At 60.4% G+C, this 25,013-nt stretch carries 17 protein-coding genes; 12 read left to right on the forward strand and 5 right to left on the reverse strand.

Annotated features, from left to right (window positions below; genetic code table 11):
- Positions 1–45: 45 nt before the first annotated feature.
- From zipA to FW789_RS10920, 3 genes are all read right to left on the reverse strand, one after another.
- Positions 46–933, reverse strand: a complete 888-nt coding sequence (zipA, locus tag FW789_RS10910; RefSeq protein ID WP_207072683.1) for a cell division protein ZipA — start codon at positions 931–933, stop codon at positions 46–48.
- A gap of 205 nt (positions 934–1,138) precedes the next feature.
- Positions 1,139–4,627: a chromosome segregation protein SMC gene (gene smc, locus FW789_RS10915; RefSeq protein ID WP_411563535.1), complete on the reverse strand. Its 3,489-nt coding sequence runs from the start codon at positions 4,625–4,627 to the stop codon at positions 1,139–1,141.
- A gap of 3 nt (positions 4,628–4,630) precedes the next feature.
- Positions 4,631–5,290, reverse strand: coding sequence for a GntR family transcriptional regulator (locus tag FW789_RS10920; protein WP_103436712.1), 660 nt, complete (start codon positions 5,288–5,290; stop codon positions 4,631–4,633).
- Positions 5,291–5,557: 267 nt separating this feature from the next.
- Between FW789_RS10920 and xdhA the strand changes: the two genes are divergently transcribed.
- From xdhA to guaD, 4 genes are all read left to right on the forward strand, one after another.
- Entirely contained in the window at positions 5,558–7,003 is a 1,446-nt protein-coding gene (gene xdhA, locus FW789_RS10925) for a xanthine dehydrogenase small subunit (RefSeq protein WP_411563536.1), read from the forward strand.
- Positions 6,996–9,395 (forward strand): xanthine dehydrogenase molybdopterin binding subunit, encoded by a 2,400-nt coding sequence (xdhB, locus tag FW789_RS10930; RefSeq protein ID WP_446431439.1) that lies wholly within the window; start codon positions 6,996–6,998, stop codon positions 9,393–9,395. Before xdhA ends, xdhB begins: the two co-directional genes overlap by 8 nt.
- A 67-nt stretch (positions 9,396–9,462) precedes the next feature.
- Positions 9,463–10,308: a xanthine dehydrogenase accessory protein XdhC gene (xdhC, locus tag FW789_RS10935; protein WP_186698716.1), complete on the forward strand. Its 846-nt coding sequence runs from the start codon at positions 9,463–9,465 to the stop codon at positions 10,306–10,308.
- Positions 10,309–10,318: 10 nt separating this feature from the next.
- Positions 10,319–11,623: a guanine deaminase gene (gene guaD, locus FW789_RS10940; protein WP_446431440.1), complete on the forward strand. Its 1,305-nt coding sequence runs from the start codon at positions 10,319–10,321 to the stop codon at positions 11,621–11,623.
- Between the two features lie 712 nt (positions 11,624–12,335).
- On the opposite strand, the gene FW789_RS10945 is transcribed toward guaD, so the two are convergent.
- Positions 12,336–13,100, reverse strand: a complete 765-nt coding sequence (locus FW789_RS10945; RefSeq protein ID WP_446431441.1) for a GntR family transcriptional regulator — start codon at positions 13,098–13,100, stop codon at positions 12,336–12,338.
- Between the two features lie 352 nt (positions 13,101–13,452).
- On the opposite strand from FW789_RS10945, the gene FW789_RS10950 reads away from it, so the two are divergent.
- The 3 genes from FW789_RS10950 to FW789_RS10960 all read left to right on the forward strand — a co-directional run bounded on the left by FW789_RS10950 (position 13,453) and on the right by FW789_RS10960 (position 18,996).
- Positions 13,453–14,802: an NCS2 family permease gene (locus FW789_RS10950; RefSeq protein ID WP_103436705.1), complete on the forward strand. Its 1,350-nt coding sequence runs from the start codon at positions 13,453–13,455 to the stop codon at positions 14,800–14,802.
- A 310-nt stretch (positions 14,803–15,112) separates the two neighbouring features.
- Positions 15,113–18,106: a T6SS effector BTH_I2691 family protein gene (locus tag FW789_RS10955; RefSeq protein ID WP_446431442.1), complete on the forward strand. Its 2,994-nt coding sequence runs from the start codon at positions 15,113–15,115 to the stop codon at positions 18,104–18,106.
- Positions 18,107–18,108: 2 nt separating this feature from the next.
- Positions 18,109–18,996, forward strand: coding sequence for a DUF6708 domain-containing protein (locus FW789_RS10960; protein ID WP_446431443.1), 888 nt, complete (start codon positions 18,109–18,111; stop codon positions 18,994–18,996).
- Positions 18,997–19,174: 178 nt separating this feature from the next.
- On the opposite strand, the gene uraH is transcribed toward FW789_RS10960, so the two are convergent.
- Complete coding sequence (gene uraH / locus FW789_RS10965) at positions 19,175–19,528, reverse strand: hydroxyisourate hydrolase (RefSeq protein ID WP_103436700.1); 354 nt, start codon at positions 19,526–19,528, stop codon at positions 19,175–19,177.
- Between the two features lie 388 nt (positions 19,529–19,916).
- Between uraH and puuE the strand changes: the two genes are divergently transcribed.
- The 5 genes from puuE to FW789_RS10990 all read left to right on the forward strand — a co-directional run bounded on the left by puuE (position 19,917) and on the right by FW789_RS10990 (position 24,971).
- Positions 19,917–20,843 (forward strand): allantoinase PuuE, encoded by a 927-nt coding sequence (puuE, locus tag FW789_RS10970; RefSeq protein ID WP_186698704.1) that lies wholly within the window; start codon positions 19,917–19,919, stop codon positions 20,841–20,843.
- Positions 20,843–21,358 (forward strand): 2-oxo-4-hydroxy-4-carboxy-5-ureidoimidazoline decarboxylase, encoded by a 516-nt coding sequence (gene uraD / locus FW789_RS10975; RefSeq protein WP_207072677.1) that lies wholly within the window; start codon positions 20,843–20,845, stop codon positions 21,356–21,358. The genes puuE and uraD overlap by 1 nt, the downstream gene beginning before the upstream one ends.
- 105 nt (positions 21,359–21,463) lie before the next feature.
- Positions 21,464–21,967 carry an ureidoglycolate lyase gene (locus FW789_RS10980; RefSeq protein ID WP_103436697.1) on the forward strand — a complete coding sequence of 168 codons (504 nt, stop codon included), beginning with the start codon at positions 21,464–21,466 and terminating at the stop codon, positions 21,965–21,967.
- Positions 21,968–22,098: 131 nt separating this feature from the next.
- On the forward strand, positions 22,099–23,424 hold the full coding sequence (locus FW789_RS10985; RefSeq protein WP_103436696.1) for a urate hydroxylase PuuD: 1,326 nt from the start codon (positions 22,099–22,101) through the stop codon (positions 23,422–23,424).
- Between the two features lie 191 nt (positions 23,425–23,615).
- Positions 23,616–24,971, forward strand: coding sequence for a nucleobase:cation symporter-2 family protein (locus FW789_RS10990; RefSeq protein ID WP_101317993.1), 1,356 nt, complete (start codon positions 23,616–23,618; stop codon positions 24,969–24,971).
- Positions 24,972–25,013: the final 42 nt, after the last annotated feature.

Raw genomic sequence — 25,013 nt, forward strand, 5'->3', positions numbered from 1 at the left:
ATCACTGCGGGCAGAATCACTATCGACCCTGCCCGCACGGTTAAATCAACGCTTCTGAGTCAGCGCGCGACGCTCGAACTCAACGATTCGCTGGCGATAATGCTCGATGGTCTGCGCCGTCAACACGCTACGCTGGTCATCCTTGAGTTCGCCATCGAGCTCATGGGCCAGCTTGCGCGCAGCAGCAACCATTACGTCGAACGCCTGCTTGGGATGGCGCGGGCCTGGCAAGCCGAGGAAGAAGCTCACCGCACGGGTGCTGAAATGGTCGATGTCATCTAGGTCAAACACCCCTGGCTTGACCGCGTTGGCCATCGAGAACAGCACTTCGCCGTGACCGGCCATGCTCTCGTGACGGTGAAAGATGTCCATTTCGCCAAAGCGCAGACCGCTCTCGAGAATGTTCTGCAACAGTGCCGGGCCGCGGAAGCCGGTTTCGTCTCGGGAGATCACGCTGATCACCAGCACTTCTTCAGCCGGTGGCAGCTCCTTGACGCTGCTGCTGGACGAACTCGAGGAGAAACCGCTGGTGCGGCTGTTGTCGGTCTCGTAGACGTTGTCCGGCTCGGCGAACAGGTCGGGCTCACGCGGCTCGGCCGCCAGGCTCAGATCGCCTTGCTGCGGCTCGCTGTTGCGCTTGCCGCGCTTGGCGGCCTTGACCGGTTTGGCTTCGCGCTCGCGCTCACGCCCTGCGCTCATCGACGGCAGGTCGGTTTCGTCCAGCTCGGGCTCTTTGTGCTGGCCTTCCAGCACGCGTGCCGGGCCGAGCACTTCCGCGCCGCCTTCTTCGTCCGCAACATTGGAGTAGCTGCGGTCGAGACGGAATTTCAACTTGCCTTTGCCACCACGCATGCGACGCCAGCCGTCGAAAAGAATACCGGCGATGACAATGATGCCGATGACGATCAGCCACTCGCGCAGACCGATTTCCATTTAATCCCGTGCCTCTATAAAAAATATGCTTGAAAACAAAGGGTTCAAAGCCCTTTAACACGTGGCGCCAACTCTATGTTCTGACAGGCGTTTTACCCACGCAGAATACACGTGACGGTAAAGCTAGCACGACCAAAGGCAACTTTACACCGTCTGTCACACATGACAGGCGTTTTAGCTGCTGAAAACGCCTCAACGTCGCTTATCAGGCGTCTACCATGGCCATTGCCGCCTCTACATCAACTGCAACAAGACGTGAACAGCCTGGCTCGTGCATCGTCACCCCCATCAGCTGATCGGCCATCTCCATGGCGATCTTGTTGTGGGTGATGTAGATGAACTGCACGGTCTCGCTCATTTCCTTGACCAACCGGGCGTACCGCCCGACGTTGGCATCGTCCAGCGGCGCATCGACTTCGTCGAGCATGCAGAACGGTGCCGGGTTGAGTTTGAAGATAGCGAACACCAGCGCCAGCGCAGTCAGGGCTTTCTCGCCACCCGACAACAAATGGATGGTGCTGTTTTTCTTGCCCGGCGGGCGCGCCATGATTGTCACCCCAGTATCGAGTAAATCTTCGCCCGTCAGTTCCAAGTAAGCGCTGCCACCGCCGAAAACTTTTGGAAAAAGTGCCTGCAAACCGGCATTTATCTGATCAAAGGTATCCTTGAAGCGGGTGCGGGTTTCCTTGTCGATCTTGCGGATGACGTTTTCCAGGGTCTCGAGCGCTTCGACCAGATCGGCGTCCTGCGCATCCAGATAGCGTTTGCGCTCGGACTGTTGCTCGTACTCTTCGATGGCTGCCAGGTTGATCGCACCCAGGCGCTGAATGCGCCCTTCGATTTGTTCGAGCTGCTGTTCGGTGGTCGCTTCGCTGGCCTCGGGGTCGAGCGTGGCAAGCACGCCTTGCAGGTCAAAACCGTCGGCCAGCAGTTGTTCCTGCAAAGTGCTGCGACGCAGGTTGAGGCCTTGCGATTCAAGCCGTGACTGCTCCAGCTGACCACGCAGCAAAAGCGACTGCTGCTCAGCCTGGGTGCGGCGTTTTTCGGCGTCGCGCAGTTCGCGGTCGGCGTCGTCCATGTGCAGCCGGGCCAGGCGCATTTCTTCATCGACGCTCATGCGCCGTTCGAGCAGCTCTTCTAGTTTTAGGCGCAGCTCTTCCTGCGGCGCTTCGCCCTCTTCCAGATTCAGGCTCAACTGCTCCTGGCGCTCGCTCAGGCGCTCGGCTTGCTGCTCCAGCCGCTCCAGCGCCTGCCGGGTGGAACCGTGCTGGGCACGCAGCGAGCCCAGGCGCACGGCCAACTGGTGAGCGTGGTCCTTGTGCTGGCGGGCTTCCTGGCGGATGCGGTCGAGGCCTTCGCGCAAGGTGTCGCGGCGGGCCAGCAATTGTTCGCGCTGCTCGGTGTCCTCGGCCATCAGGTCAAGGGCCTCTTGCAGGATCAGCCGCGCCTCGCCGAGCTGTTCGTGCTCGATGGCGCGCTGCTCACCCAGCTCGCTTAATTCTTCTTCAAGGCGGCGGCGACGCAGCTCAAGCTGCTCGGCGCGGGCGCGACCGGCAGACAAACGCGCCTTGAGCTCACCGTGCTGACGGTTTTCGTCCTGGCTACGGCGGCGCAGTTGTTCGCGCTGCTCTTCAAGGCCACGCTGTTGCTCGCGCTGGCTATGCAGGCGCTCCTCGAACTGGTCCAACTGCTCCTGTTGCTGCAGTTGCTGCTCGGCCAGCTGCTCGATCTCCTGCGCGCGGGCAAGCACGCCGCCTTGCGCTTCGCTGCCGCGGCTGATGCGCAGGAAATGCCGGCCCACCCAGTAGCCATCGCGACTGACCAGGCTTTCGCCAGCCAGCAGACTTGCGCGCTGGTTCAGCGCCTGCTCAAGGGTCTCGACCGGACGCACCTGGCCTAGCCAAGGGCTGAGGTCGGTGCGCCCTTCGACCTTGTCGAGCAAGCTGCCGGGCACCCGAGCGCCCTCGCCGGCCGCCAGCAACAGGCGCAAATCACCTTGTTCCAGTGCGGCGAAGTCCAGCTGGTTGAAGTCGTCGACCAGCACTGCCTGCAAGTCGGCACCCAGCACCGTCTCGACGGCCAGCTCCCAACCTGCCTCGACGCGCAAACCCTCGGCCAGGCGCGGACGCTGTTGCAAACCTTGCTCGCGCAGCCACTCGCCAGCACCGGCAGACGGCTCCAGGGCGGCTTGCTGCAACGCCTCCAGCGACGCCAGCCGGCCGCCCAGACGCTGTTGCTCGCCCTGCAACTGCTGATGGCTCTGGTTGAGCTGCTGCAGTTGCTCACGCACAGCTTCGAGGCGCTCGAGCACGTCCTGCTCGCTGAGCTGCAGTTCTTCCAGCAGCAGCTCACTGCTGGCGACCTGCTCGGTCAACTCGAGCATGGCTGCATCCTGCGGGTCGGCGCTGAGCTGATCGCGTTCGTCAGCCAGCTTGCGCTGGCGTTCAGCCAAGCGCTCGAGGCTGGTTTCCAGCTGCTGCAAGCGCGATTGCTGGACTTCGGCCTGGCGCCGCGGCTCGGCTGAGCGGGTATTGAAACTGTCCCACTGCTCCTGCCAGCCGTGCATGCCCAGCTCGGCTTCTTCGAGCACGGCAGCCGCTTCTTCAGCTGCCGCGAGGGTCATCTCCTGCTCAGGCCCAAGCTGCTCCAGTTCTTCGCCGAGGGTCGCCAGCAGGGTGCGGTCATGGCCCAGGTGCGACTCGGTTTCCAGCCGTGTGCGCTCGGCTTCCTTGAGATCATCCTGCAACTGGCGCAGGCGCTGCTGGCCGTGCTGAATGCTCTGCTCGACCCGGGCAATGTCACCGGCCACCGAATAGAACCGGCCCTGGACCTGGTTGAAGCGTTCGGACAACTCATGGTGGCCGTCGCGCAGGCGCTCGATGCTGGCATCGGCATTGCGTTGCTCGGCCACCAGCGCCTCGAAGGCTACTTCCTGATCGCCGATGACGGCGCCGCGTTGCTGCACCTTCTGGTCCAGCTCACGCCAGCGCAGGGCCGACAAGCGCGCCTTGAGCAGACGCTCTTCAGCTTTGTACTCGCGATACTTTTCTGCGGCCTGGGCCTGGCGGTGCAAACGCTCGAGCTGGCGCCCGAGCTCATCGCGCAGGTCGGTCAGGCGGGCGAGGTTTTCCTGGGTGCGGCGAATTCGGGTTTCGGTCTCGCGGCGGCGTTCCTTGTACTTGGAGATGCCGGCGGCTTCTTCGATGAAGTTGCGTAGCTCCTCTGGCTTGGCCTCGATCAGCTTGGAGATCATGCCCTGCTCGATGATCGAGTAGCTGCGCGGGCCCAGCCCGGTTCCGAGGAAGATATCGGTAATGTCTCGGCGACGGCATTTGGTGCCGTTGAGGTAGTAGGTATTCTGGGCGTCGCGGGTCACTTTGCGCCGGATCGAGATCTCGGCGTAGGCGGCGTACTCGCCGACCAGGGTATTGTCGCTGTTGTCGAACACCAGCTCGATACTGGCCTGGCTGACCGGCTTGCGACTGGTCGAGCCATTGAAGATGACGTCGGTCATCGACTCGCCGCGCAGGTTTTTAGCCGAACTTTCGCCCATCACCCAGCGCACCGCGTCGATGATGTTGGACTTGCCACAGCCATTGGGCCCGACCACGGCGGCCATGTTGCTGGGGAAGTTGACCGTGGTCGGGTCGACGAACGACTTGAACCCGGCCAGGCGAATGCACTTCAAGCGCATCGATCAGGCCCGCGCCAACGCAGCCAGCACCAGCTCGCAGCTGCGCTGGCAGTATGCAACCAGCACTTCGCGAATACGTGCAATGTCGCGCGCGACCACCGCCTGCAGCAGGCGATCGAACAGGTCGAGGTAGTCGAGCATATTGGCCTGGCGCTGATCCAGCGCGAGGTAATAGGCGCGGCTCATGGCGGGCTGCAGGTTCTCGACGGTTTCCTGCAGGTACGGGTTGTCGGCGAACGGATACGCAGCGCGCATCACCGCGAAGCTTTCGGCGACGAAGGTCTTGATGTCGGTGGCGGCGTAGGCCTGTTGCAAGCGCTGCTGAATGCCCAGAAACGGCATCAGGTCCGCATCAGTGCGCCATTTCTGGGCAACGGCGTTGCCGAGCAGTATGTAGAACTCGCCCATCAATGCGCACAGGCTGCGCACACTGCGTTCGTCAAGACGCGTCACGTGGGCGCCCCGCCGCGGCAGGATCGCCACCAGATGGCGACGTTCAAGGATCAACAGCGCCTCGCGTACCGAGCCGCGGCTGACGTTCAGGGCCTGAGTGACCTTTTGCTCCTGGATCCGCTCACCCGGGGCAAGCTCGCCGCGGATGATCCGCTCGGCCAGATGGTGGGCAATCTGCTCGGAGAGACTGTCCGGCGCCTTGAACGTCATGGTTTTCCTTCAAAATCATTGAACTGGGCACAAGCGGCGGATTGTAGCGCACTTGCCTGGCAGTCGCGCAGAGGGGCGCTGCGCTTTATTCGTTGGCAAGCCGGGCCGGCGATCAGGCGCGATCTATGCTTTGTAAAAGGCACACTGTTCGGTGCGGACTCACTATGCGCGATTTCTTGACCTTTGAGTCAGAAAATCATTGACCCGGCGATCAAGCCTGCTTAGAGTCCGCCGGAACAACAATAAAACCATTGCGAGGCCTCCCCCGTGATCCAGTTTCTCGTAAACCAGGAGCTGCGTAATGAGCACGCCCTGGACCCGAACATGACCGTGCTGCAGTACCTGCGCGAACACCTTGGCAAATCCGGCACCAAGGAAGGCTGCGCCAGTGGCGACTGCGGCGCCTGTACAGTGGTGGTCGGCGAGCTCGAAGAAGACGGCCAGAGCCTGCGCTACCGCAGCCTCAACTCGTGCCTGACCTTCGTTTCGTCGTTGCACGGCAAACAATTGATCAGCGTCGAAGGCCTCAAGCATCAGGGCGAACTGCACAGTGTGCAAAAAGCCATGGCCGACTGCCACGGCTCGCAATGCGGCTTCTGCACTCCCGGCTTTGTCATGTCGCTGTTTGCCTTGCAGAAGAACAGCAACGGCGCCGACACCCAGCAGGCCCAGGAAGCCCTCGCCGGCAACCTATGCCGTTGCACCGGCTACCGGCCGATCCTCGCCGCTGCCGAACAGAGCTGCGCCACACCGTGCCGCGATCAGTTCGATGCGCAGCAGGCGCAGACCATCGCCCGCCTCAAGGCCATCGCCCCGTCCGAAACCGGCGAACTGAACAGCGGCGACAAGCGCTGCCTGGTGCCGCTGACCGTAGCCGACCTGGCCGACCTGTACAGCTCGCACCCAGAAGCGCGCCTGCTTGCCGGCGGCACCGACCTGGCGCTGGAAGTGACCCAGTTCCACAAGACCTTGCCGGTAATGATCTATGTCGGCAACGTCGCCGAACTCAAGCACATCGACAAGACCGCCACTCATCTGGAGATCGGCGCAGCTACGCCGTTGACCGACTGCTACGGCGCGCTCAGCGACGAGTACCCCGATTTCGGCGCCCTGCTGCACCGCTTTGCCTCGTTGCAAATCCGCAACCAAGGCACCCTCGGCGGCAACATCGGCAATGCCTCGCCCATCGGTGACTCGCCGCCGCTGCTGATTGCCCTGGATGCCCAGGTGGTACTGCGCCAGGGCCAGCGCCAGCGCGTGCTGCCACTGGAAGACTACTTCATCGACTACCGCATCACGGCCCGCCAGGACAGCGAGTTCATCGAGAAGATCATCGTGCCGCGGGCCAGCAACGACTGGACGTTCCGCGCCTACAAGGTCTCCAAGCGCCTGGACGACGACATCTCGGCAGTTTGTGCAGCGTTCAACCTGAGCATCGAAAACGGTGTGGTCAGCGGCGTGCGCATTGCCTTTGGCGGCATGGCCGCGATTCCCAAACGCGCCCGCGCCTGTGAAGCCGCGCTGCGCGGCAAGCCGTGGAACCAGGCCACCCTTGAACGTGCCTGCCAGGCGCTGGGCGAAGACTTCAGCCCGCTCTCGGACTTCCGCGCGAGCAAGGAATACCGCCTGCTGACCGCACAGAACCTGCTGCGCAAGTACTTCATCGAACTGCAATCGCCGCACATCGAAACCCGGGTGACCGACTATGTCTAATCATCATGCCGTCAAGAGCCAGGCCGAGATGGCCGAACTGTTCCGCCAGGACCTGACCACCGGTGTCGGCCGCAGCGTCAAGCACGACAGCGCCGACAAACACGTCAGCGGCGAAGCGGTGTATATCGATGACCGCCTCGAATTCCCCAATCAGCTGCATGTGTATGCGCGCACAGCTGACCGCGCCCACGCGCGCATCTTGAGTATCGATACCACGCCATGCTACGCCTTTGAAGGCGTGCGCATCGCCATCACCCATGAAGACATCCCCGGCCTCAAGGACATCGGCCCGGTGGTAGCCGGTGACCCGTTGCTGGCGATCGACAAGGTCGAGTTCTTCGGCCAACCGGTGCTGGCGGTAGCTGCCCGCGACCTGGAAACCGCTCGCCGTGCGGCGATGGCGGCGATCATTGAATACGAAGACCTCGAGCCGGTGCTGGATGTTGTGCAAGCGCTGCGCGACAAGCACTTTGTACTGGACAGCCATACCCATCAGCGCGGTGATTCGGTTGCCGCCCTGGCCAGCGCCCCGCACCGCTTGCAAGGCACCTTGCATATTGGTGGCCAGGAGCACTTCTACCTGGAAACGCAAATCTCCTCGGTGATGCCGACCGAAGACGGCGGCATGATCGTGTACTGCTCGACGCAGAACCCGACCGAAGTGCAAAAATTGGTCGCCGAAGTGCTCGATGTGCCGATGAACAAGATCGTCCTCGACATGCGCCGCATGGGTGGCGGTTTCGGCGGCAAGGAAACCCAGGCCGCCAGCCCGGCCTGCCTGTGCGCGGTGATCGCGCGGCTGACCGGCCAGCCGACCAAGATGCGCCTGCCACGGGTCGAAGACATGACCATGACCGGCAAGCGCCACCCGTTTTACGTCGAGTACGACGTCGGCTTCGATGACGACGGCCGCCTGCACGGCATCCAGTTCGACCTCGCCGGCAACTGCGGCTACTCGCCTGACCTGTCCGGCTCGATTGTCGACCGCGCCATGTTCCACTCGGACAACGCCTATTACCTTGGCGACGCCACCGTCAACGGCCACCGCTGCAAGACCAACACCGCCTCCAACACCGCTTACCGAGGTTTCGGCGGGCCGCAGGGCATGGTCGCCATCGAGCAGGTGATGGACCACATTGCCCGTCAGCTCGGCCGTGACCCGCTGGATGTGCGCAAGGCTAACTACTACGGCAAGACCGAACGCAACGTCACCCATTACTACCAGACCGTCGAACACAACCTGATCGAGGAAATGACCGCCGAACTGGAGGCCAGCAGCGACTACGCCGAGCGGCGCAAGTCGATCCGCCACTTCAACGAGCACAGCCCGGTATTGAAAAAAGGTCTGGCGCTGACCCCGGTCAAGTTCGGCATCTCGTTCACTGCCACCTTCCTCAACCAGGCCGGTGCGCTGATCCACATCTACACCGACGGTAGCATCCACCTCAACCATGGCGGCACCGAGATGGGCCAGGGGTTGAACACCAAGGTTGCGCAGGTGGTTGCGCAGGTATTCCAAGTCGAGATCGACCGCATTCAGATCACGGCGACCAATACCGACAAGGTCCCCAACACCTCACCGACCGCTGCATCCAGTGGCGCCGACCTGAACGGCAAGGCGGCGCAGAACGCGGCGGAAATCCTCAAGAAGCGCCTGGTCGAGTTCGCCGCCCGGCACTGGAATGTCACTGAGGAAGACGTTGAATTCCGCAACGGCCATGTGCGCGTGCGTGAGGAACTGATCAGCTTCGAGACGCTGGTGCAGCAGGCCTATTTTGCCCAGGTGTCGCTTTCGACTACCGGCTTCTACCGCACGCCGAAGATCTTCTACGACCGCTCGCAGGCGCGCGGCCGGCCGTTCTACTACTTCGCCTTTGGCGCAGCCTGCGTCGAGGTCATCGTCGACACCCTGACCGGCGAGTACAAGATGCTGCGTGCCGATATCCTGCACGACGTCGGCGACTCGCTGAACCCGGCCATCGACATCGGTCAGGTCGAAGGCGGCTTCATTCAGGGCATGGGCTGGCTGACCACCGAAGAGCTGGTGTGGAACGCCAAGGGCAAGCTGGTTACCAACGGCCCGGCCAGCTACAAGATCCCGGCAGTGGCCGACATGCCGCTGGACCTGCGGGTCAAGCTGGTCGAGAACCGCAAGAACCCGGAAGACACCGTGTTCCATTCCAAGGCCGTCGGCGAGCCGCCGTTCATGCTCGGCATCGCTGCCTGGTGCGCGATCAAGGACGCCGTCGCCAGCATCGCTGACTACCGCGCGCAGCCCAACATCGACGCGCCGGCCACGCCTGAGCGGGTCCTGTGGGGCTGCGAGCAGATGCGCCAGACCCTGGCCGTGCAGCAGCCTGCTGAACAGCACGTGGAACCTGTCACATCGTGACCGCAGGCAGCCGTGCGCAGCGCTGTACTGCGCGCGGCTGAGTTGAAGCCAACTGAGGTTTTGTATCATGCACCAATGGATCAACGCCCTCGCCGACCTGCAAGCTCGCGGTGAACCCTGCGTGCTGGTGACCATCATCGAAGAGCGCGGCTCGACCCCGCGCAATGCCGGCTCGAAGATGGTCGTCAGCGCCCGCCAGCTGTTCGACACCATCGGCGGTGGCCACCTTGAGTACAAGGCTCTGCACATCGCCCGGCAGATGCTCGACGAGCAGCGCAGCACCCCGCATCTGGAGCGCTTCAGCCTCGGCGCGAGCCTTGGCCAATGCTGCGGCGGCGTTACCGTGCTGCTGTTCGAGCCAATGGCGGCGGTGCAGGCCGAGATCGCCGTGTTCGGTGCGGGCCACGTCGGCCGGGCTCTGGTACCCTTGCTGGCTGCCCTGCCCTGCCGGGTGCGCTGGATCGACTCGCGCGAGCAAGAATTCCCGGAGCTGATCCCCAGCGGCGTGAGCCGCATCATCAGCGAGGAGCCGGTCGACGAAGTGGCTGCGCTGCCACCAGGCAGTTACTGCATCGTCATGACCCACAACCACCAGCTCGATCTGGAGCTGACCGCGGCGATCCTCAAGCGCAACGACTTCACCTGGTTCGGCCTCATCGGCTCGAAGACCAAACGGGCCAAGTTCGAGCATCGCCTGCGTGATCGCGGCTATGACGATGCGGTGGTAGCACGCATGCGCTGCCCGATGGGCCTGGCCGAGGTCAAAGGCAAATTGCCGATCGAGATCGCCGTGTCGATTGCCGGCGAAATCATCGCCACCTACAACGCCTGTTTTGGCCAGCACGATGCTGCGGTCAATGCCGGCCCCATTGCTCAGTTGCTGCCGCCGTCGCGCCGCAGCCACGCCAATTGACGAGAGTGTTATGAGCGCAACCCGCAAAGCTTACCGATCCGCCATTCTGCACAGCGTTGGCGACCCCGCCGAAGTCGGCCTGGAGGCATCCTGCGAGTACTACCCGGACGGCCTGCTGGTGGTCGACGAAGGCCGCATCAGCGCCCTCGGTCACGCCAGCGATCTGCTGCCGACGCTGGATGCCAACATCGACGTGGTGCATTACCAGGATGCCCTGATCACTCCGGGCTTTATCGACACCCATATCCATTTCCCGCAGACCGGCATGATCGGCTCCTATGGCGAGCAGTTGCTGGACTGGCTGAACACCTACACCTTCCCCTGCGAAAAGCAGTTTGCCGACAAGGCGCATGCCGACAAGGTCGCGAAGATCTTCCTGCAGGAGCTGCTGCGCAACGGCACCACCACCGCGCTGGTGTTCGGCAGTGTGCATCCGGAGTCGGTCAACGCGCTGTTCGAAGAGGCCGAGCGGCTGGACCTGCGCCTGATCGCCGGCAAGGTGATGATGGACCGCAACGCGCCGGATTATCTGACCGACACTGCGGAGTCGTCCTACACCGAGAGCAAGGCGCTGATTCAGCGCTGGCATGGCAAGGGCCGGCTGCACTATGCGGTGACGCCGCGCTTTGCCCCGACCAGCACGCCCGAGCAATTGGCGATGGCCGGCCAGTTACTGAAGGAGCATCCGGGGGTGTACATGCATACGCACCTGTCCGAGAACCTGCAGGAGATCGACTGGGTCAAGGGCTTGTTCCCGGAGCAGAAGGGTTATCTGGACGTCTACGATCACTTCGAATTGCTGGGTGAGCGGTCGGTGTTTGCCCATGGCGTGCATCTGTGTGATGAAGAGTGTCAGCGGCTTTCGGAGACGGGCTCGGCGGTGGCGTTCTGCCCGACCTCGAACCTGTTCCTGGGCAGTGGCTTGTTTAACTTGCCGCAAGCTGAGAAGTTCAAGGTCAATGTCGGGCTGGGCACGGATGTTGGCGCGGGGACCAGTTTTTCGTTACTGCATACGTTGAACGAGGCTTACAAGGTGATGCAGTTGCAGGGCGCGCGGTTGCATCCGTTCAAGTCGTTGTACCTGGCAACGCTGGGTGGGGCTCGGGCTTTGCGGCTGGAGGATCGGGTGGGAAGTTTGCGTCCGGGTAATGATGCGGACTTTGTGGTGTTGGACTTCAAGGCTACGCCGTTGCTTGAGTATCGCCTGGAGCAGTCGGGGGGGATTGAGGAGACGCTGTTTGTGCTGACGACGCTTGGGGATGATCGGACGGTGCTGGAGACTTATGCAGCTGGGCGGTGTGTGCATCAGCGGTAGCGGCTTGTGCACGAGATGGGTTGTGGGCTTATCCATTTCTTGTGGTGGTGGGGGATCGGGCCCCTTTCGCCCTTACGGCGAGTCACTTTTTTGGCAAACGCCCCAAAAAAGTAACCAAAAAAGGGCTCGCTCCCACATACGGCCCCTGCGCTGCGCTCCGGGGTTCCCTCACTCCGGCATTGCTCCCGGGAGGACCGCGCTGAACGGGCCATCCTGGCCCGCAGCGCTTGCCGGCCATCCATGGCCGGCACCTCCCTTCGCAATGCCTGCGTTCGGCCTTCTGAGGTCGCTGGTAGATCAAGAGCACGCCTCGCTGCGCTGGCGCAGGGCGGATGGGTGTGGCTGCATGATTTTCGTCTGGATTGAGATTGCTGGGGCTGCTGCGCAGCGAGGCGTGCTCTTGATCTTGATCTTGATCTTGATCCACCGGCGACTCAGGAGGCCGAGCGCAGGTCTTGCGAACGGAGGTGACGGCCATGGATGGCCGGCAAGCGCTGCGGCCCAGGATGGGCCGTACAGCGCGGTCCTCCCGGGAGCAAGGCCGGAGCGAGGGAACCCCGCAGCGCAGCGAAGGGGCCGTATGTGGAGCCAAGCATTTTTTTGGTTACTTTTTTGGGGCGTTTGCCAAAAAAGTGACTCGCCGTAAGGGCGAAAGGCGCCCGATCACCCACCACAAGAAATGGATAAACCCCCAACCCAGCCTACACAGCAATCAACCCTTAGCCGAAGAAACCCGAGCAGGCTTCTTCTGCAACAAATGCGAAAACACCGCATGCAGATCGTCCGAAGCACTCTCCTCATCGAGGTTCAGCTTGCTGTCGATATGATCCATATGATGCATCATCAAGCTAACCGCCTGCCCCGCATCCCGCGCCTCGATCGCATCGATCAGCTGCATATGCTCATCATACGAACAGTGCGACCGGTTCCCGCTCTCATACTGCGCAATGATCAAAGACGTCTGCGACACCAAGCTACGCTGGAAACTCACCAAAGGCGCATTGCCAGCAGCCTCAGCCAGCTTCAGGTGAAACTCCCCGGAAAGCCGAATCCCAGCCCCCCGATCACCCCGCGAGAAGCTGTCACGCTCCTCGCGCACCATCTGCCGCAACTCGTTCAACTGCTCAGCCGTAGCATGCTGCACCGCCAGCTCAGTGATCGCCCGCTCAACCATCCGTCGCGAAAAGAAAACCTGCCGCGCCTCTTCAACTGTCGGACTGGCAACCACGGCACCGCGATTAGGCCGCAGCAACACCACGCTCTCGTGGGCCAGACGCGACAAGGCGCGACGAATGATGGTGCGGCTGACGCCAAAGATCTCGCCCAGCGCTTCCTCGCTCAACTTGGTGCCCGGCGCCAGCCGCTGCTCGAGGATCGCCTCGAAAATATGCGCGTAGACGATGTCGTCCTGGGTACCACTGCGCCCGGCCTTGCCGGCGCGTACAGGTTTCTTGAGAGGCTGCAGCTGTTCGTTCATGGGCACTCGAGCATGGGAATCCGCCAATCGGACCTTGACTGTACTGCCTGTCAGAGGGTGGCTGGCAAGCCCTGGTTGGAAATAAGAAGAAAGGTACTGGCCCATTGTACACAGGCTGACGCGTTTCTGCAGGTGGCCATTTCGGCATATAGCCACTATTTACAAGATTGTACCCAGGAAAGATAAAACATTATTTGCATTATTTGTACACAAACGCATAATCCAGCGAGCAACTTCTTGACCCATGAGTCAACAAACAGGTCAGACGTCTGCCTCACCCTCGCGGAATCACCAAGTGCGTAGCGCAGGACACTGGTTCCGAACAACAAGAAAGACTTGAGGAGTACTCGCAGTGGACACCCGCAAATCCGACGCCCCTACGCTGGAACTCACTCCACCGCTCGAAACGAGCTGGCTGGAACGGATTTTCAAACTCAAGCGACATGGCACCACCGTCAAGACCGAAATGATCGCTGGGGTGACCACCTTCATCACCATGGCCTACATCATCTTCGTCAACCCCAACATCATGGCCGACGCCGGCATCGATCATGGCGCCGCGTTCGTCGCGACCTGCATCGCCGCCGCACTGGGCTGCCTGTTGATGGGCCTGTACGCCAACTGGCCAGTAGGCCTGGCCCCGGGCATGGGCCTCAACGCCTTCTTTACCTACACCGTGGTCGGCACCATGGGTTACACCTGGGAGGCGGCGCTGGGTGCCGTGTTCGTCTCTGGGGTGCTATTCATGTTCCTGACCTTGTCGCGGGTACGCGAGTGGCTGCTCAACAGCATCCCGGTCAGCCTGCGCCATGCCATGGGCGCCGGCGTCGGGCTATTTCTCGGACTGATCGGCTTGAAGACTGCAGGTATTGTGGTCGACAGCCCCGCCACTTTGATCAAGCTCGGTTCGCTGCATGAACCAGGGCCGCTGCTGGCCGCCGTGTGCTTTCTGATGATCGCCGTGCTCAGCTACCACCGCGTTTTCGGCGCGATCCTCATCGCCATCATCAGCGTCACCCTTGCTGGCTGGGGTCTGGGCCTGGTGCAGTACGGCGGCGTGTTCTCGCTGCCGCCGAGCCTGGCGCCAACCTGGCTGGCCATGGACGTTGCCGGGGTGTTCAACGTCAGCATGATCAGTGTGGTGCTGGCCTTCCTGTTTGTGCACATGTTCGACACCGCTGGCACTCTGATGGGCGTCGCCCAACGCGCCGGGTTAGTGTCGGCTGACGGCAAGATCGAGAACCTTTCGCGTGCATTGAAGGCCGACAGCGCCTCGAGCGTATTCGGCGCCGCCGTCGGCGTACCGCCGGTGACCAGCTACGTCGAAAGTGCCGCCGGGGTGGCTGCAGGCGGCCGTACCGGTCTGACGGCGGTGGTGGTTGGCCTGCTGTTTGTGGCGGCGATGTTCTTCGCACCGCTGGCCGGGATGATTCCAGCCTATGCCACCGCGGGCGCGCTGATCTATGTCGCGATGCTGATGATGGGCAGCATGGCCCACATCAACTGGGATGAAGCCACCGACAGCATCCCCGCGATCGTCACTGTCATCATGATGCCGCTGACCTTCTCGGTCGCCGACGGCATCGCCCTGGGCTTCATCAGCTACGTGGTGCTCAAGGCGGGTACCGGCAAATACAAGGAAATCTCTGCCAGCTTGTGGGTGCTGTGCGTGATCTTCATCGCCAAGTTCGTCTTCCTGTAAAGCTCCCCACCCCGCCGGCGTCTGGCATTTGCCGCGCCGGTAGTGACGGCGTTTGCTCGCACAGGCTCTCACTGGGGCCTGTCGGGACGGTCACATCCCGTCAAGTCGCAAGCCCGCTGCAAATCCCACGCCTCAGCGAGAACTTTCCTACAGCCCTGTAGGCTTCGTCTGCTATCCAACCGCTTCTGCAGAATTTCATGATTCCGAGCCATTTCTCGGATCTGCAGGAAGCGCGTCCCATGCCACATCTAACTGTTCTGCCTCTCCGTCTTCCGTTCGCGGCAACGCCAGCACAAAGTAGCGTGCGCTCATGAGCGAGCCTCCAGTCAGTTGCGCAACCTCAGGTCCCACCTGCAGCGGCCGCGTGCCCATCCTGCCGGTGCGTTACGCCATCGTCCCGCGGCCCGCCGACGCCCCGGCTTATCGCTACGCGGAGTCCAGTCTCAACCTCGAACAAGGCTTTGCCCCGCTGCAGCACTCCGCCTACACCCTACGTGCTCTGCGCCCGGGCTATGTATATGTGTTCATGAAGGGGACGAAACGCGAAAAGCTGGTCATCCACGAATACGACGGCGACGGCCACTATCAGGAACTGCGCTATTGCGGCCTGGATTGCTACAACCGCCGTAAACGCTATATGGGCAGCCGTACCCTCGGCTGGGTCTGGGCAGACACCAGCGCCGAGGCCGGCAAAGAAGTCTGGATCGCTTACAGCCCGCACCTGTGGACCAAAGCCATGACCGCCCGAATTTGCCAGTCTGAGGCTCTGCGCAGGCGGCATATGCGTTTGCTGGATACTGCTGAGCTGGTCGCCGGCAGCAAGCAGCCCTCGACCCAGCAGCATGTATTGCCGGTCAGCGCGCTGAAGGACTGGGTTGAAGACTTCAAGCCCGAAGACCGACGCATGTCTTTGACCTGGAGCAGCCACCCGATAAAGGAAACTTTGCCGATGGGCTCGCTGGCCGCGATGCTCCGCCAGTACCCGTATACCCAGCCGAAGATTCCGGCGGTGGTTGCGCTCAACGACGCAGAAGGCATGGCGCTGGACCTGAGCCTGTCGGTTTCGGCCTATCAGCACCAGATGCGCGATCTGATCCCGTCCGAGCAACTGTACCCCCATGAGCCTGAGCCGAACTCCGAGCAGGCCTGCGTGCCCAAGTGCTTTCGTCTGGACGCGGAGCGGCTGAGCCCACAAAGCCGAGACTTCCATCACCGCAACCTAGTGGCGATGCTGCTCGACAAGACACTGGTCAGCATGTATCCGGCCCGACCTCGACGTTCGGTAGATGAAGCAGCGCGGCAGCTGAGCATTTCAAAAGGCCGCCCATGGCCGCCTGCCGCCGAGGCACGTTACCGAGCACTAACTCACCAGAACTACTCGGAACACGGCGCACGGCTCGGCTTGCGGATTGATACGGACAAATACCTTAGATTCCTGGCCGAACGCGATGAGCTGGAACAGCGTATTGACGTGCTGCGCAAACAAGCCCTGCAAGCCAGTAACGACCATGACATCTGGCTCGGCACAGCCGAAAACCAGCACATCGAAGACCCCACCAGCCTCGCCGCAGCGCTGGCCACTTACGATCGCGATGACTGCACCTCCGCCCGTGGACTGGAGGTATCTCTCGCCCTGCTAATCCACCCCATGGGCCAGCCCGCGCACGGCACGGAAGACCAGGATCGTCGCTTCATCCGATTGGAACAGTGGCTCGACCAACATGACAGCCCGCTGTATGTGGCACTGGCGCCGTTTAATCCTTTCAAGGACAAAGCTGACGCTGTCGGGAGCTTGTTAGGCGGCAGTGACAATGTAATCCAAGGACTGGCAGGGCGTTTCCCTGCGATGGCCAGCATTACTGACCTGACCGCACAGTCGGTCATGACCACAGTCCTCAAGCGCATGGACGGCAAGACGCGCTGGGACGCCAGTAACAACCTTCGCAAACAGGTGCTCCTGGCGGCGTCCGAAGCAAATGCAGAGAAAGCATTGGGACTGCTAGCAGCCCGGTACAGAGTCACCGACCAGCTTCTTAAGGAAAGTCCATTCAGCCAAGAGGTAGATCGATACCTCAAGAGCGGTATGGCACATGTTGAGGAAATCAGGAAAGTAGACATAAGCGGCAAGCGCACTGTGACTGTGGAGATGACCACTGAGCTTCGGGTGAAACCAAGCTTTCTTGGACTACTTACTGTAACTGGAAGTGCACCGCTAAATGCAGCAATGCTTTGGTTCAATGTGATCAGCCTGAGAGCCGCTTACAATAACCTACAGAAAAGTGATGCGCCGGAGTATGTAACCGGGTTTAGCGCATCAATCTTCGGGGTGATGGGTGCTGTAGCTGCTACGCTTGTTGCTACTCGGGGCGCACAGAAAGCGGCGATGCTAAAGTTCACCACCAGAGCTCCTGGGACGAGCTTCGGCAACAGCTTTATGAGATTCCTAAGTAGCAACTTATTTGCGCGACTTTCGGGATATCCAGCGATATTTTTTGGCGCATATTCCGACGTGGAAAAAGTCATAAGACAAATTAGCCATGGGGGCACCGCAGCTTCAAGTTACACACTTGCTGGCGGGTTAACCAGTACCCTCGGATCAGTGTTGGTACTGGAAGGAGGCCTTGCTATCACAGGCGCAACTTTCGCAATACCTTTCGCTGGATGGGCTGCCGCAGCTATCGCTATGCTCGGAGCTACATTGATCGCGGCAGGATCCTACCTGCATGCTAAAGCCAACGAAAAAATTCACTACCCAATAGAACTGTGGGCAGCCAGAAGCGTTTTTGGAAACCACTTAAATGATGGAGAAATTCGCGAACACATTACCCTTGACATCAATAAGAAACTGCCGGCATTTCAAGATGTCAGAGAAGAAATGAGCGAATGGCACAAAGCGTCTTACTCACCCATATGTCTATCTTCAGAGCAAACGAAGAAACTCGGCATAGCACATATTGACAGCAGATGGATTCAAATCGATTCAACCTCTTTTTATAATATAGCCTCCGCAAACTACATCAACTTGCACCCCCAGAAATCCATCGCCGAATTCACCATCCTGCTGCATGGTTTCGTATTTGGCCAGAGTAAATGGTCAGCCCGTTTAAGCTCCATTAGCCCAAAAGGCTCAAATTTAAATCTAGCAATCACTCCACAATGCTACCTAACCAGAGCCGGGTTAATTATTCACATAAAACAGGAAATCGAAAACAAGCACTACGCAACACTGGCCGTAACCTACACCATGGATACAGGTCTATTAGATGACGCACAGCTGACCACGCACTTCACTCTAGGGAATTAAACATGTCAGTCGCTTGGCTCTTTACAAGTAAAACCTCCACTAAAGAAAAACCTAAAATCGCAGACCAAATTATAAGCATATCACCTGAGATACTGAGCCTACGAAACCCCTGGGTAACCGACTCCGTATTCATGGGAAAATTATACACTGCCATGATTGTGGCGATGGCGATTCTTGTTTACCCAAAAATCTTGGGCCTAGATTTCTCATTCGAAGGAGAATATGACCTATTAGCCATGCTCCTACTTTCACCCTTTATTTTTGCGCCCTTTCTAGCCTATCGAATTTGGTACATAAAAGGACTATCAGCCTTCTATCTAAACCGCACTACCAAAAAAATCTATTACCAACGCTTAAGAAAACTGGTAATTTTTGATTGGGAAAATGTCCACGGCGGATTGTTCAAGCGCATCGAATATGGCGGTGCTTCTTTTAGCAATTGCTACGCACTGGCATTTGCTCCACGGCGTGAAGACGGTAGCCTCCATCAAAAAGATTGTCTATGGATCGATAGTAACGAACCAACGGAAGCGGACATCAAGCATGTCGCGCAGGCTTGGGAATATTTGCGCTGCTTCATGGATCACGGCCCGAACAAGCTACCGCCACCCGGCGAACCTAATTGGCTCTATATCCCTCTGCATGAGATTTGCCTCACACCATTACAAGCATGGCGGCATTACGCGCCTTGGCGCAGTGGCGAAAGGGGTGAAATGCAGGGGAAGAAAACCTGGATGCTTCCGTTCTGGGCGATTCTCTTCCCCTACAACCTCTCTGTAGCAATTTGCTGGTACGTGGTCTGCCGCTTATTCAATGTTAAGGGGGCGCCACCGCCTGCCGAGGCACTAGAAGTGCCTGCTGATGACTTATCTGAAAGGAAGCGTAAATGAAACAATCTTACCCCTTGGCCATCGTCACATAAGAAAACATCATTGTAGACGACCCATAGCCCTGACCACGCCGCGTAACCAACTAAATCACCCGCCCAGAACCAAAACCCCCAGACGAAAAAAAGCCCGCCAGTGTGAGAGCGGGCCAAAGACCTACGAAGATTCTTCTAACGACCAACTAGCTTCCGCGATAGGTCGAGTAGCTGTAGGGCGAGATCAACAGGGGCACGTGATAATGCTCTTGTTGCTCATCAACCCCGAAGCGCAGCACTACAACATCCAGGAACGCCGCGTCTGGCAACGCCACGCCCCGAGCTCGGTAATAATCTCCAGCACTGAACTGCAACTGATAGACGCCGGTACGGTAGTCATCGCCCTGCAGCAGCGGCGCATCGACGCGGCCGTCGCTGTTGGTCAGTGCGCTGTTCACCAGTTCCAGCTGCTGGCCTTCGACACGGTACAACTCGACCTTGATCGAGCTGCCCGGGCAGCCATGCGCGGCATCCAGTACGTGAGTGGTCAAACGTCCCATGTGCTTGTCGCCTCTTGTTCAAATCGTGGGCAGAAAATACTCGACGGCACCAGATCAGTGCCCGCCGTGAGTGGGAATGAAGCCATTAAGACACTTTGACTTCAGATTGTACACAATTTTTTAAGCTCTCCCCTGACGGCCCCCGCGCCGCCGAAAAAAAACCGCGACACAGCAGCGGATAAAGGCCTAACCTGCGTACAAGGACCGTTAGCTGACCAGATGGGCAGGTTTCTTGCAACCGGTTCTCAAGCGACAAAAGGGCAGAAATGCGGAAAAACAGGCTTACAAAAGAATTCAGAAGTTGTATACAATCAGCCCATCCGGTGAGTGCGACAACCCGACGCGGGCCCACCCATCACCTGCACAACGTACAAGAAGGAAGACTGCAGTGAGCGCTGACTATCCTCGCGACCTGATCGGCTACGGCAACAACCCACCTCACCCGCAATGGCCGGGCAACGCCCGCATTGCGCTGTCTTTCGTGCTCAACTACGAAGAAGGCGGCGAGCGCAACATTCTGCACGGGGACAAGGAGTCCGAAGCCTTCCTGTCCGAGATGGTTGCCGCCCAGCCGCTGCAGGGCCAGCGCAATATGAGCATGGAGTCGTTGTACGAGTATGGTAGCCGTGCCGGGGTATGGCGCCTGCTCAAGCTGTTCAAGGACACCGGCGTACCGCTGACAATCTTCGCCGTGGCCATGGCCGCGCAGCGCCACCCAGATGTGATCCGCGCCATGGCCGAAGCAGGCCATGAGATCTGCAGCCACGGCTACCGCTGGATCGACTATCAGAACATGGACGAGGCGCAGGAGCGCGAGCACATGCTCGAAGCCATCCGCATCCTCACCGAGCTGACCGGCGAGCGCCCACTGGGCTGGTACACCGGTCGTACCGGCGCCAACACGCGTCGGCTGGTGATGGAAGAAGGCGGTTTCCTCTACGACAGCGACACCTACGACGACGACCTGCCCTACTGGGAGCCGAACAACCCGACCGGCAAGCCGCATCTGGTGATCCCGTACACCCTCGACACCAACGACATGCGCTTCACCCAGGTGCAGGGCTTCAACTGTGGCGAGCAGTTCTTCCAGTACCTCAAGGACGCCTTTGATGTGCTCTACGAAGAAGGCGCCGAAGCGCCGAAGATGCTCTCGATCGGCCTGCACTGCCGGTTGGTCGGTCGCCCGGCGCGGCTGGCAGCGCTGAAGCGCTTCGTCGAATACGCCAAGAGCCATGACCAGGTCTGGTTTGCCCGTCGCGTGGACATCGCCCGCCACTGGCACACCACCCACCCGTACCAGAACGAGAACGCCTGATGACCGCCTTCAAGACCCTGACCCCTTCGACCCTGAGCCGTGACGCGTTCGTCAGCGCCTTTGCCGACATCTACGAGCACTCGCCGTGGGTGGCCGAGAAGGCCTATGACCTCGGTCAACTGGCCGAGCTGGACCAGATCGAAGCCCTGCATCAGCGCATGAGCGACATCCTGCTCAGCGCCAGCCACGCCGACCAGTTGGCCTTGATCAACGCTCACCCGGACCTCGCCGGCAAAGCCGCCGTCCAGGGCGAGCTGACCGAATCGAGTACCAATGAACAGGCCGGCGCCGGTATCCACCAGTGCACCGCCGAAGAGTTCGCCCGCTTCACCGAACTCAACGATGCCTACAAGGCCAAGTTCCAGTTCCCGTTCATCATGGCGGTCAAGGGCAGTAACCGACACCAGATTCTGGCGGCGTTCGAAACCCGGATTCACAACGATGCAGATACCGAATTCAAAGAGGCGCTGGCGCAGATCAACCTGATCGCGCTGTTCCGCCTGCTGCAGCTGTAAGGCTTGCCACAACGTCTGGCCCGAGTCCGCCACGCGAGCGTACCCAGGGCCTTACCGGCAAGCGCAAGACCACATTAGCCAGTCATAGAAGAAGAGATAACAAGCATGCGCACACTAGTGATCGAGCCCCTGAGCAAAGAAGCCTTCGCCCCCTTTGGTGACGTGATCGAAACCGACGGCAGCGACCACTTCATGATCAACAACGGCTCGACCATGCGCTTCCACAAGCTCGCCACGGTTGAAACCGCCGAGCCTGAGGACAACGCCATCATCAGCATCTTCCGCGCCGACGCGCTGGAAATGCCGTTGACCGTGCGTATGCTCGAACGCCATCCGCTGGGCAGCCAGGCTTTCATTCCGCTGCTCGGCAATCCGTTTCTGATCGTGGTCGCGCCAGTTGGCGATGCACCTGTATCAGGTTTGGTCCGTGCCTTCCGCAGCAACGGCAGGCAGGGCGTCAATTACCATCGCGGCGTTTGGCACCACCCGGTGCTGACGATCGAAAAGCGGGATGATTTCCTGGTGGTTGATCGCAGTGGTTCAGGCAACAACTGCGATGAGCATTACTTCACCGAGGAACAGATGTTGATCCTCAATCCCCACCAATAAGAAAAGGTCGGTCATCCACGGCCTGCATGAAATACTCGGTGTCGCGATAAACCTGCTGCCCTCGCAGCCTGCTTATCGCGCGCAAGGTCGCGTGCAGCGTTCAAGCTGGTGATCGGCAAGAGGTACATACTGTGGAAGCACACCTTCACGAATGGCTGAACCTGAGCATTCGCTGGGTTCACATGATCACAGGCGTCGCCTGGATCGGTGCATCGTTCTACTTCGTCTGGCTGGAGAACCACCTTAACCGCAGCAACCCGCGCGATGGGTTGTCGGGTGATCTCTGGGCCATCCACGGTGGTGGTATCTACCACCTGGAGAAGTACAAGCTGGCGCCGCCGAAAATGCCCGAGAACCTGCACTGGTTCAAATGGGAAGCCTACTTCACCTGGATGTCCGGGATCGCCCTGCTGTGCGTGGTGTTCTACTGGAACCCGACCCTGTACCTGCTCGCCCCAGGCAGTTCGCTGAGCGGCGCCGAAGGCGTGGCAATCGGTATCGGTTCGTTGGTAGCCGGCTGGTTCATCTACGACATTCTCTGTGACTCACCATTGGGCAAGCGCCCTGCCCTGCTCGGCGGCGTGCTGTTCGTGCTGATCATCGCCGCATGCTGGGGCTTCAGCCTGGTGTTCAGCGGCCGTGGTGCATACCTGCACACCGGTGCGATCATCGGCACCATCATGGTCGGTAACGTGTTCCGCATCATCATGCCGGCCCAGCGCCAGCTGGTCGCGGCGATCGAAGCCAACCAGACGCCCGACCCGCTGCTGCCGGCCAAAGGCCTGCTGCGCTCGCGGCACAACAACTACTTCACCCTGCCGGTGCTGTTCATCATGATCAGCAACCACTTCCCGAGCACCTACGGCAGCCAGTACAACTGGTTGATCCTGGCCGGGATCGCAGTGGCTGCGGTATTGATCCGTCACTACTTCAACACCCGCCACGACAGCAACAAGTACGCCTGGACCCTGCCCGTCGGCGCTCTGGCGATGATCTGCCTGGCCTATGTCACAGGCCCTAAACCTTTGCCAACTACTCCTGAGCAGGCTGCGGCGAAGATCGAGTATCAACCGCTGCCAGCCACGGCCGTAGGCGGCAAGACCGCTGCCGAACAGCGTGCTGCCGATGCGGCCAAGGCGGCTGAAGCACCGGCCGCTGCTGCACAGGCTCCGGCCCAGGCCGCAGCCCAGTCTGGTGAAACCTTCGACACGATTCACAACGTGATCCAGGAACGCTGCACCGTGTGCCATTCGTCCAAGCCGACCAGCCCACTGTTCAGCACGGCGCCAGGCGGCGTGGTGTTCGATACCCCGCAGCAGATCCAGGCCCAGGCCGCGCGCATTCAGGCGCAAGCGGTTGCCAGCCAGATCATGCCGTTGGGCAACATCACCCAGATGACCGTTGAAGAACGCAAACTGGTCGGTGACTGGATCGCCAAGGGTGCTCCCGTCAACTGACCCCACGCATCGCCAGGCTTGCTGCTGCACCGGGATCACTCCCTGTGCAGGGCACGCCTGCGCCATGCGCACTACGCAACAAGCAAGCATCGAGCGCAAACCCGTAGCGTGAACCCATGGCTTTACCCAAAGCCTGGCGCTGCAGGTTGACCGCTTGGATCCGAGAATAAAAACAAAACTCGAGGTGCTGCATGTCAGAGTCATCCAAGGCGTACATCCCTGTTGCGCCGCCACGACAGCCCCTGCCCCTGTTTCAGCTGATCCTGGTGGGTCTGCAACACGTGCTGCTGATGTACGGCGGTGCGATCGCCGTGCCGCTGATCATCGGCCAGGCCGCTGGCCTGTCGCGTGAAGAAGTCGCCTTCCTGATCAACGCTGACCTGCTGGTCGCAGGCGTTGCCACAATTATCCAATCGTTCGGTATCGGCCCGGTCGGCATTCGCATGCCGGTGATGATGGGCGCAAGCTTTGCCGCAGTCGGCAGCATGGTGGCCATGGCCGGCATGCCCGGCGTGGGCCTGCAGGGCATCTTTGGTGCGACCATCGCCGCCGGTTTCTTCGGCATGCTGATCGCACCGTTCATGTCCAAGGTGGTGCGCTTCTTCCCGCCGCTGGTCACCGGCACGGTGATTACTTCGATCGGCTTGTCGTTGTTCCCGGTGGCGGTCAACTGGGCCGGTGGTGGCCAGCAGGCGGAGACCTTCGGCGCGCCGATCTACCTGATGGTGGCCGGCCTGGTGCTGGCCGTGATCCTGCTGATCAACCGCTTCATGCGTGGCTTCTGGGTCAACGTGTCGGTGCTGGTTGGGATGGGCCTGGGCTACATCGTCGCCGGCTCGATCGGCATGGTCGACCTGTCCGGGCTGGGCGCTGCGCCATGGCTGCAAGTGGTCACGCCGCTGCACTTCGGCATGCCGACCTTCAGCCTTGCGCCGATCCTGTCGATGTGCCTGGTGGTAGTGATCATCTTCGTCGAGTCCACCGGCATGTTCCTCGCCCTGGGCAAGGTGACTGATCGCGAAGTAACCCCGGGCATGTTGCGCCGGGGTCTGTTGTGCGATGCCGGTGCGTCGTTCATCGCCGGTTTCTTCAATACTTTCACCCACTCCTCGTTCGCCCAGAACATCGGCCTGGTGCAGATGACCGGCGTGCGTTGCCGCTACGTCACGGTAATGGCCGGGGCCATGCTGATCGGCCTCAGCCTGCTACCCAAGGCGGCGTACCTGATCGCCTCGATTCCACCGGCCGTGCTTGGCGGTGCCTCGATTGCCATGTTCGGCATGGTCACCGCCACCGGGATCAAGATCCTCCAGGAAGCAGACATCTCCGATCGGCGCAACCAGTTGCTGGTTGCGGTGAGTGTCGGCTTTGGCCTGATCCCGGTGGTCAAGCCGGAGTTCTTCGCGCAGATGCCGCAGTGGATGGAACCGATCACCCATAGCGGGATTGCCATGGCCACGGTCTGTGCCCTGGTGCTCAACGTGCTGTTCAACATCCTCGGTGGTGCTGACCGGGCGGCGCACAACGACGCCTGTCACCAACATTGAGTCGACGGGGTGGCCAGGCTGGCTACCCCGTTGATTTCAACG

It is taken from the genome of Pseudomonas sp. 1121_17 (assembly GCF_052850745.1).

Coding starts and splice junctions, on each gene's coding strand:
- FW789_RS10920 (WP_103436712.1), bottom strand. CDS start 5,290: ATGACGTTCAAGGCGCCGGACAGTCTCTCCGAGCAGATTGCCCACCAT.
- FW789_RS10955 (WP_446431442.1), top strand. CDS start 15,113: ATGAGCGAGCCTCCAGTCAGTTGCGCAACCTCAGGTCCCACCTGCAGC.
- xdhC (WP_186698716.1), top strand. CDS start 9,463: ATGCACCAATGGATCAACGCCCTCGCCGACCTGCAAGCTCGCGGTGAA.
- uraH (WP_103436700.1), bottom strand. CDS start 19,528: ATGGGACGTTTGACCACTCACGTACTGGATGCCGCGCATGGCTGCCCG.
- zipA (WP_207072683.1), bottom strand. CDS start 933: ATGGAAATCGGTCTGCGCGAGTGGCTGATCGTCATCGGCATCATTGTC.
- FW789_RS10980 (WP_103436697.1), top strand. CDS start 21,464: ATGCGCACACTAGTGATCGAGCCCCTGAGCAAAGAAGCCTTCGCCCCC.
- guaD (WP_446431440.1), top strand. CDS start 10,319: ATGAGCGCAACCCGCAAAGCTTACCGATCCGCCATTCTGCACAGCGTT.
- xdhB (WP_446431439.1), top strand. CDS start 6,996: ATGTCTAATCATCATGCCGTCAAGAGCCAGGCCGAGATGGCCGAACTG.
- FW789_RS10945 (WP_446431441.1), bottom strand. CDS start 13,100: ATGAACGAACAGCTGCAGCCTCTCAAGAAACCTGTACGCGCCGGCAAG.
- FW789_RS10990 (WP_101317993.1), top strand. CDS start 23,616: ATGTCAGAGTCATCCAAGGCGTACATCCCTGTTGCGCCGCCACGACAG.
- uraD (WP_207072677.1), top strand. CDS start 20,843: ATGACCGCCTTCAAGACCCTGACCCCTTCGACCCTGAGCCGTGACGCG.
- smc (WP_411563535.1), bottom strand. CDS start 4,627: ATGCGCTTGAAGTGCATTCGCCTGGCCGGGTTCAAGTCGTTCGTCGAC.
- FW789_RS10960 (WP_446431443.1), top strand. CDS start 18,109: ATGTCAGTCGCTTGGCTCTTTACAAGTAAAACCTCCACTAAAGAAAAA.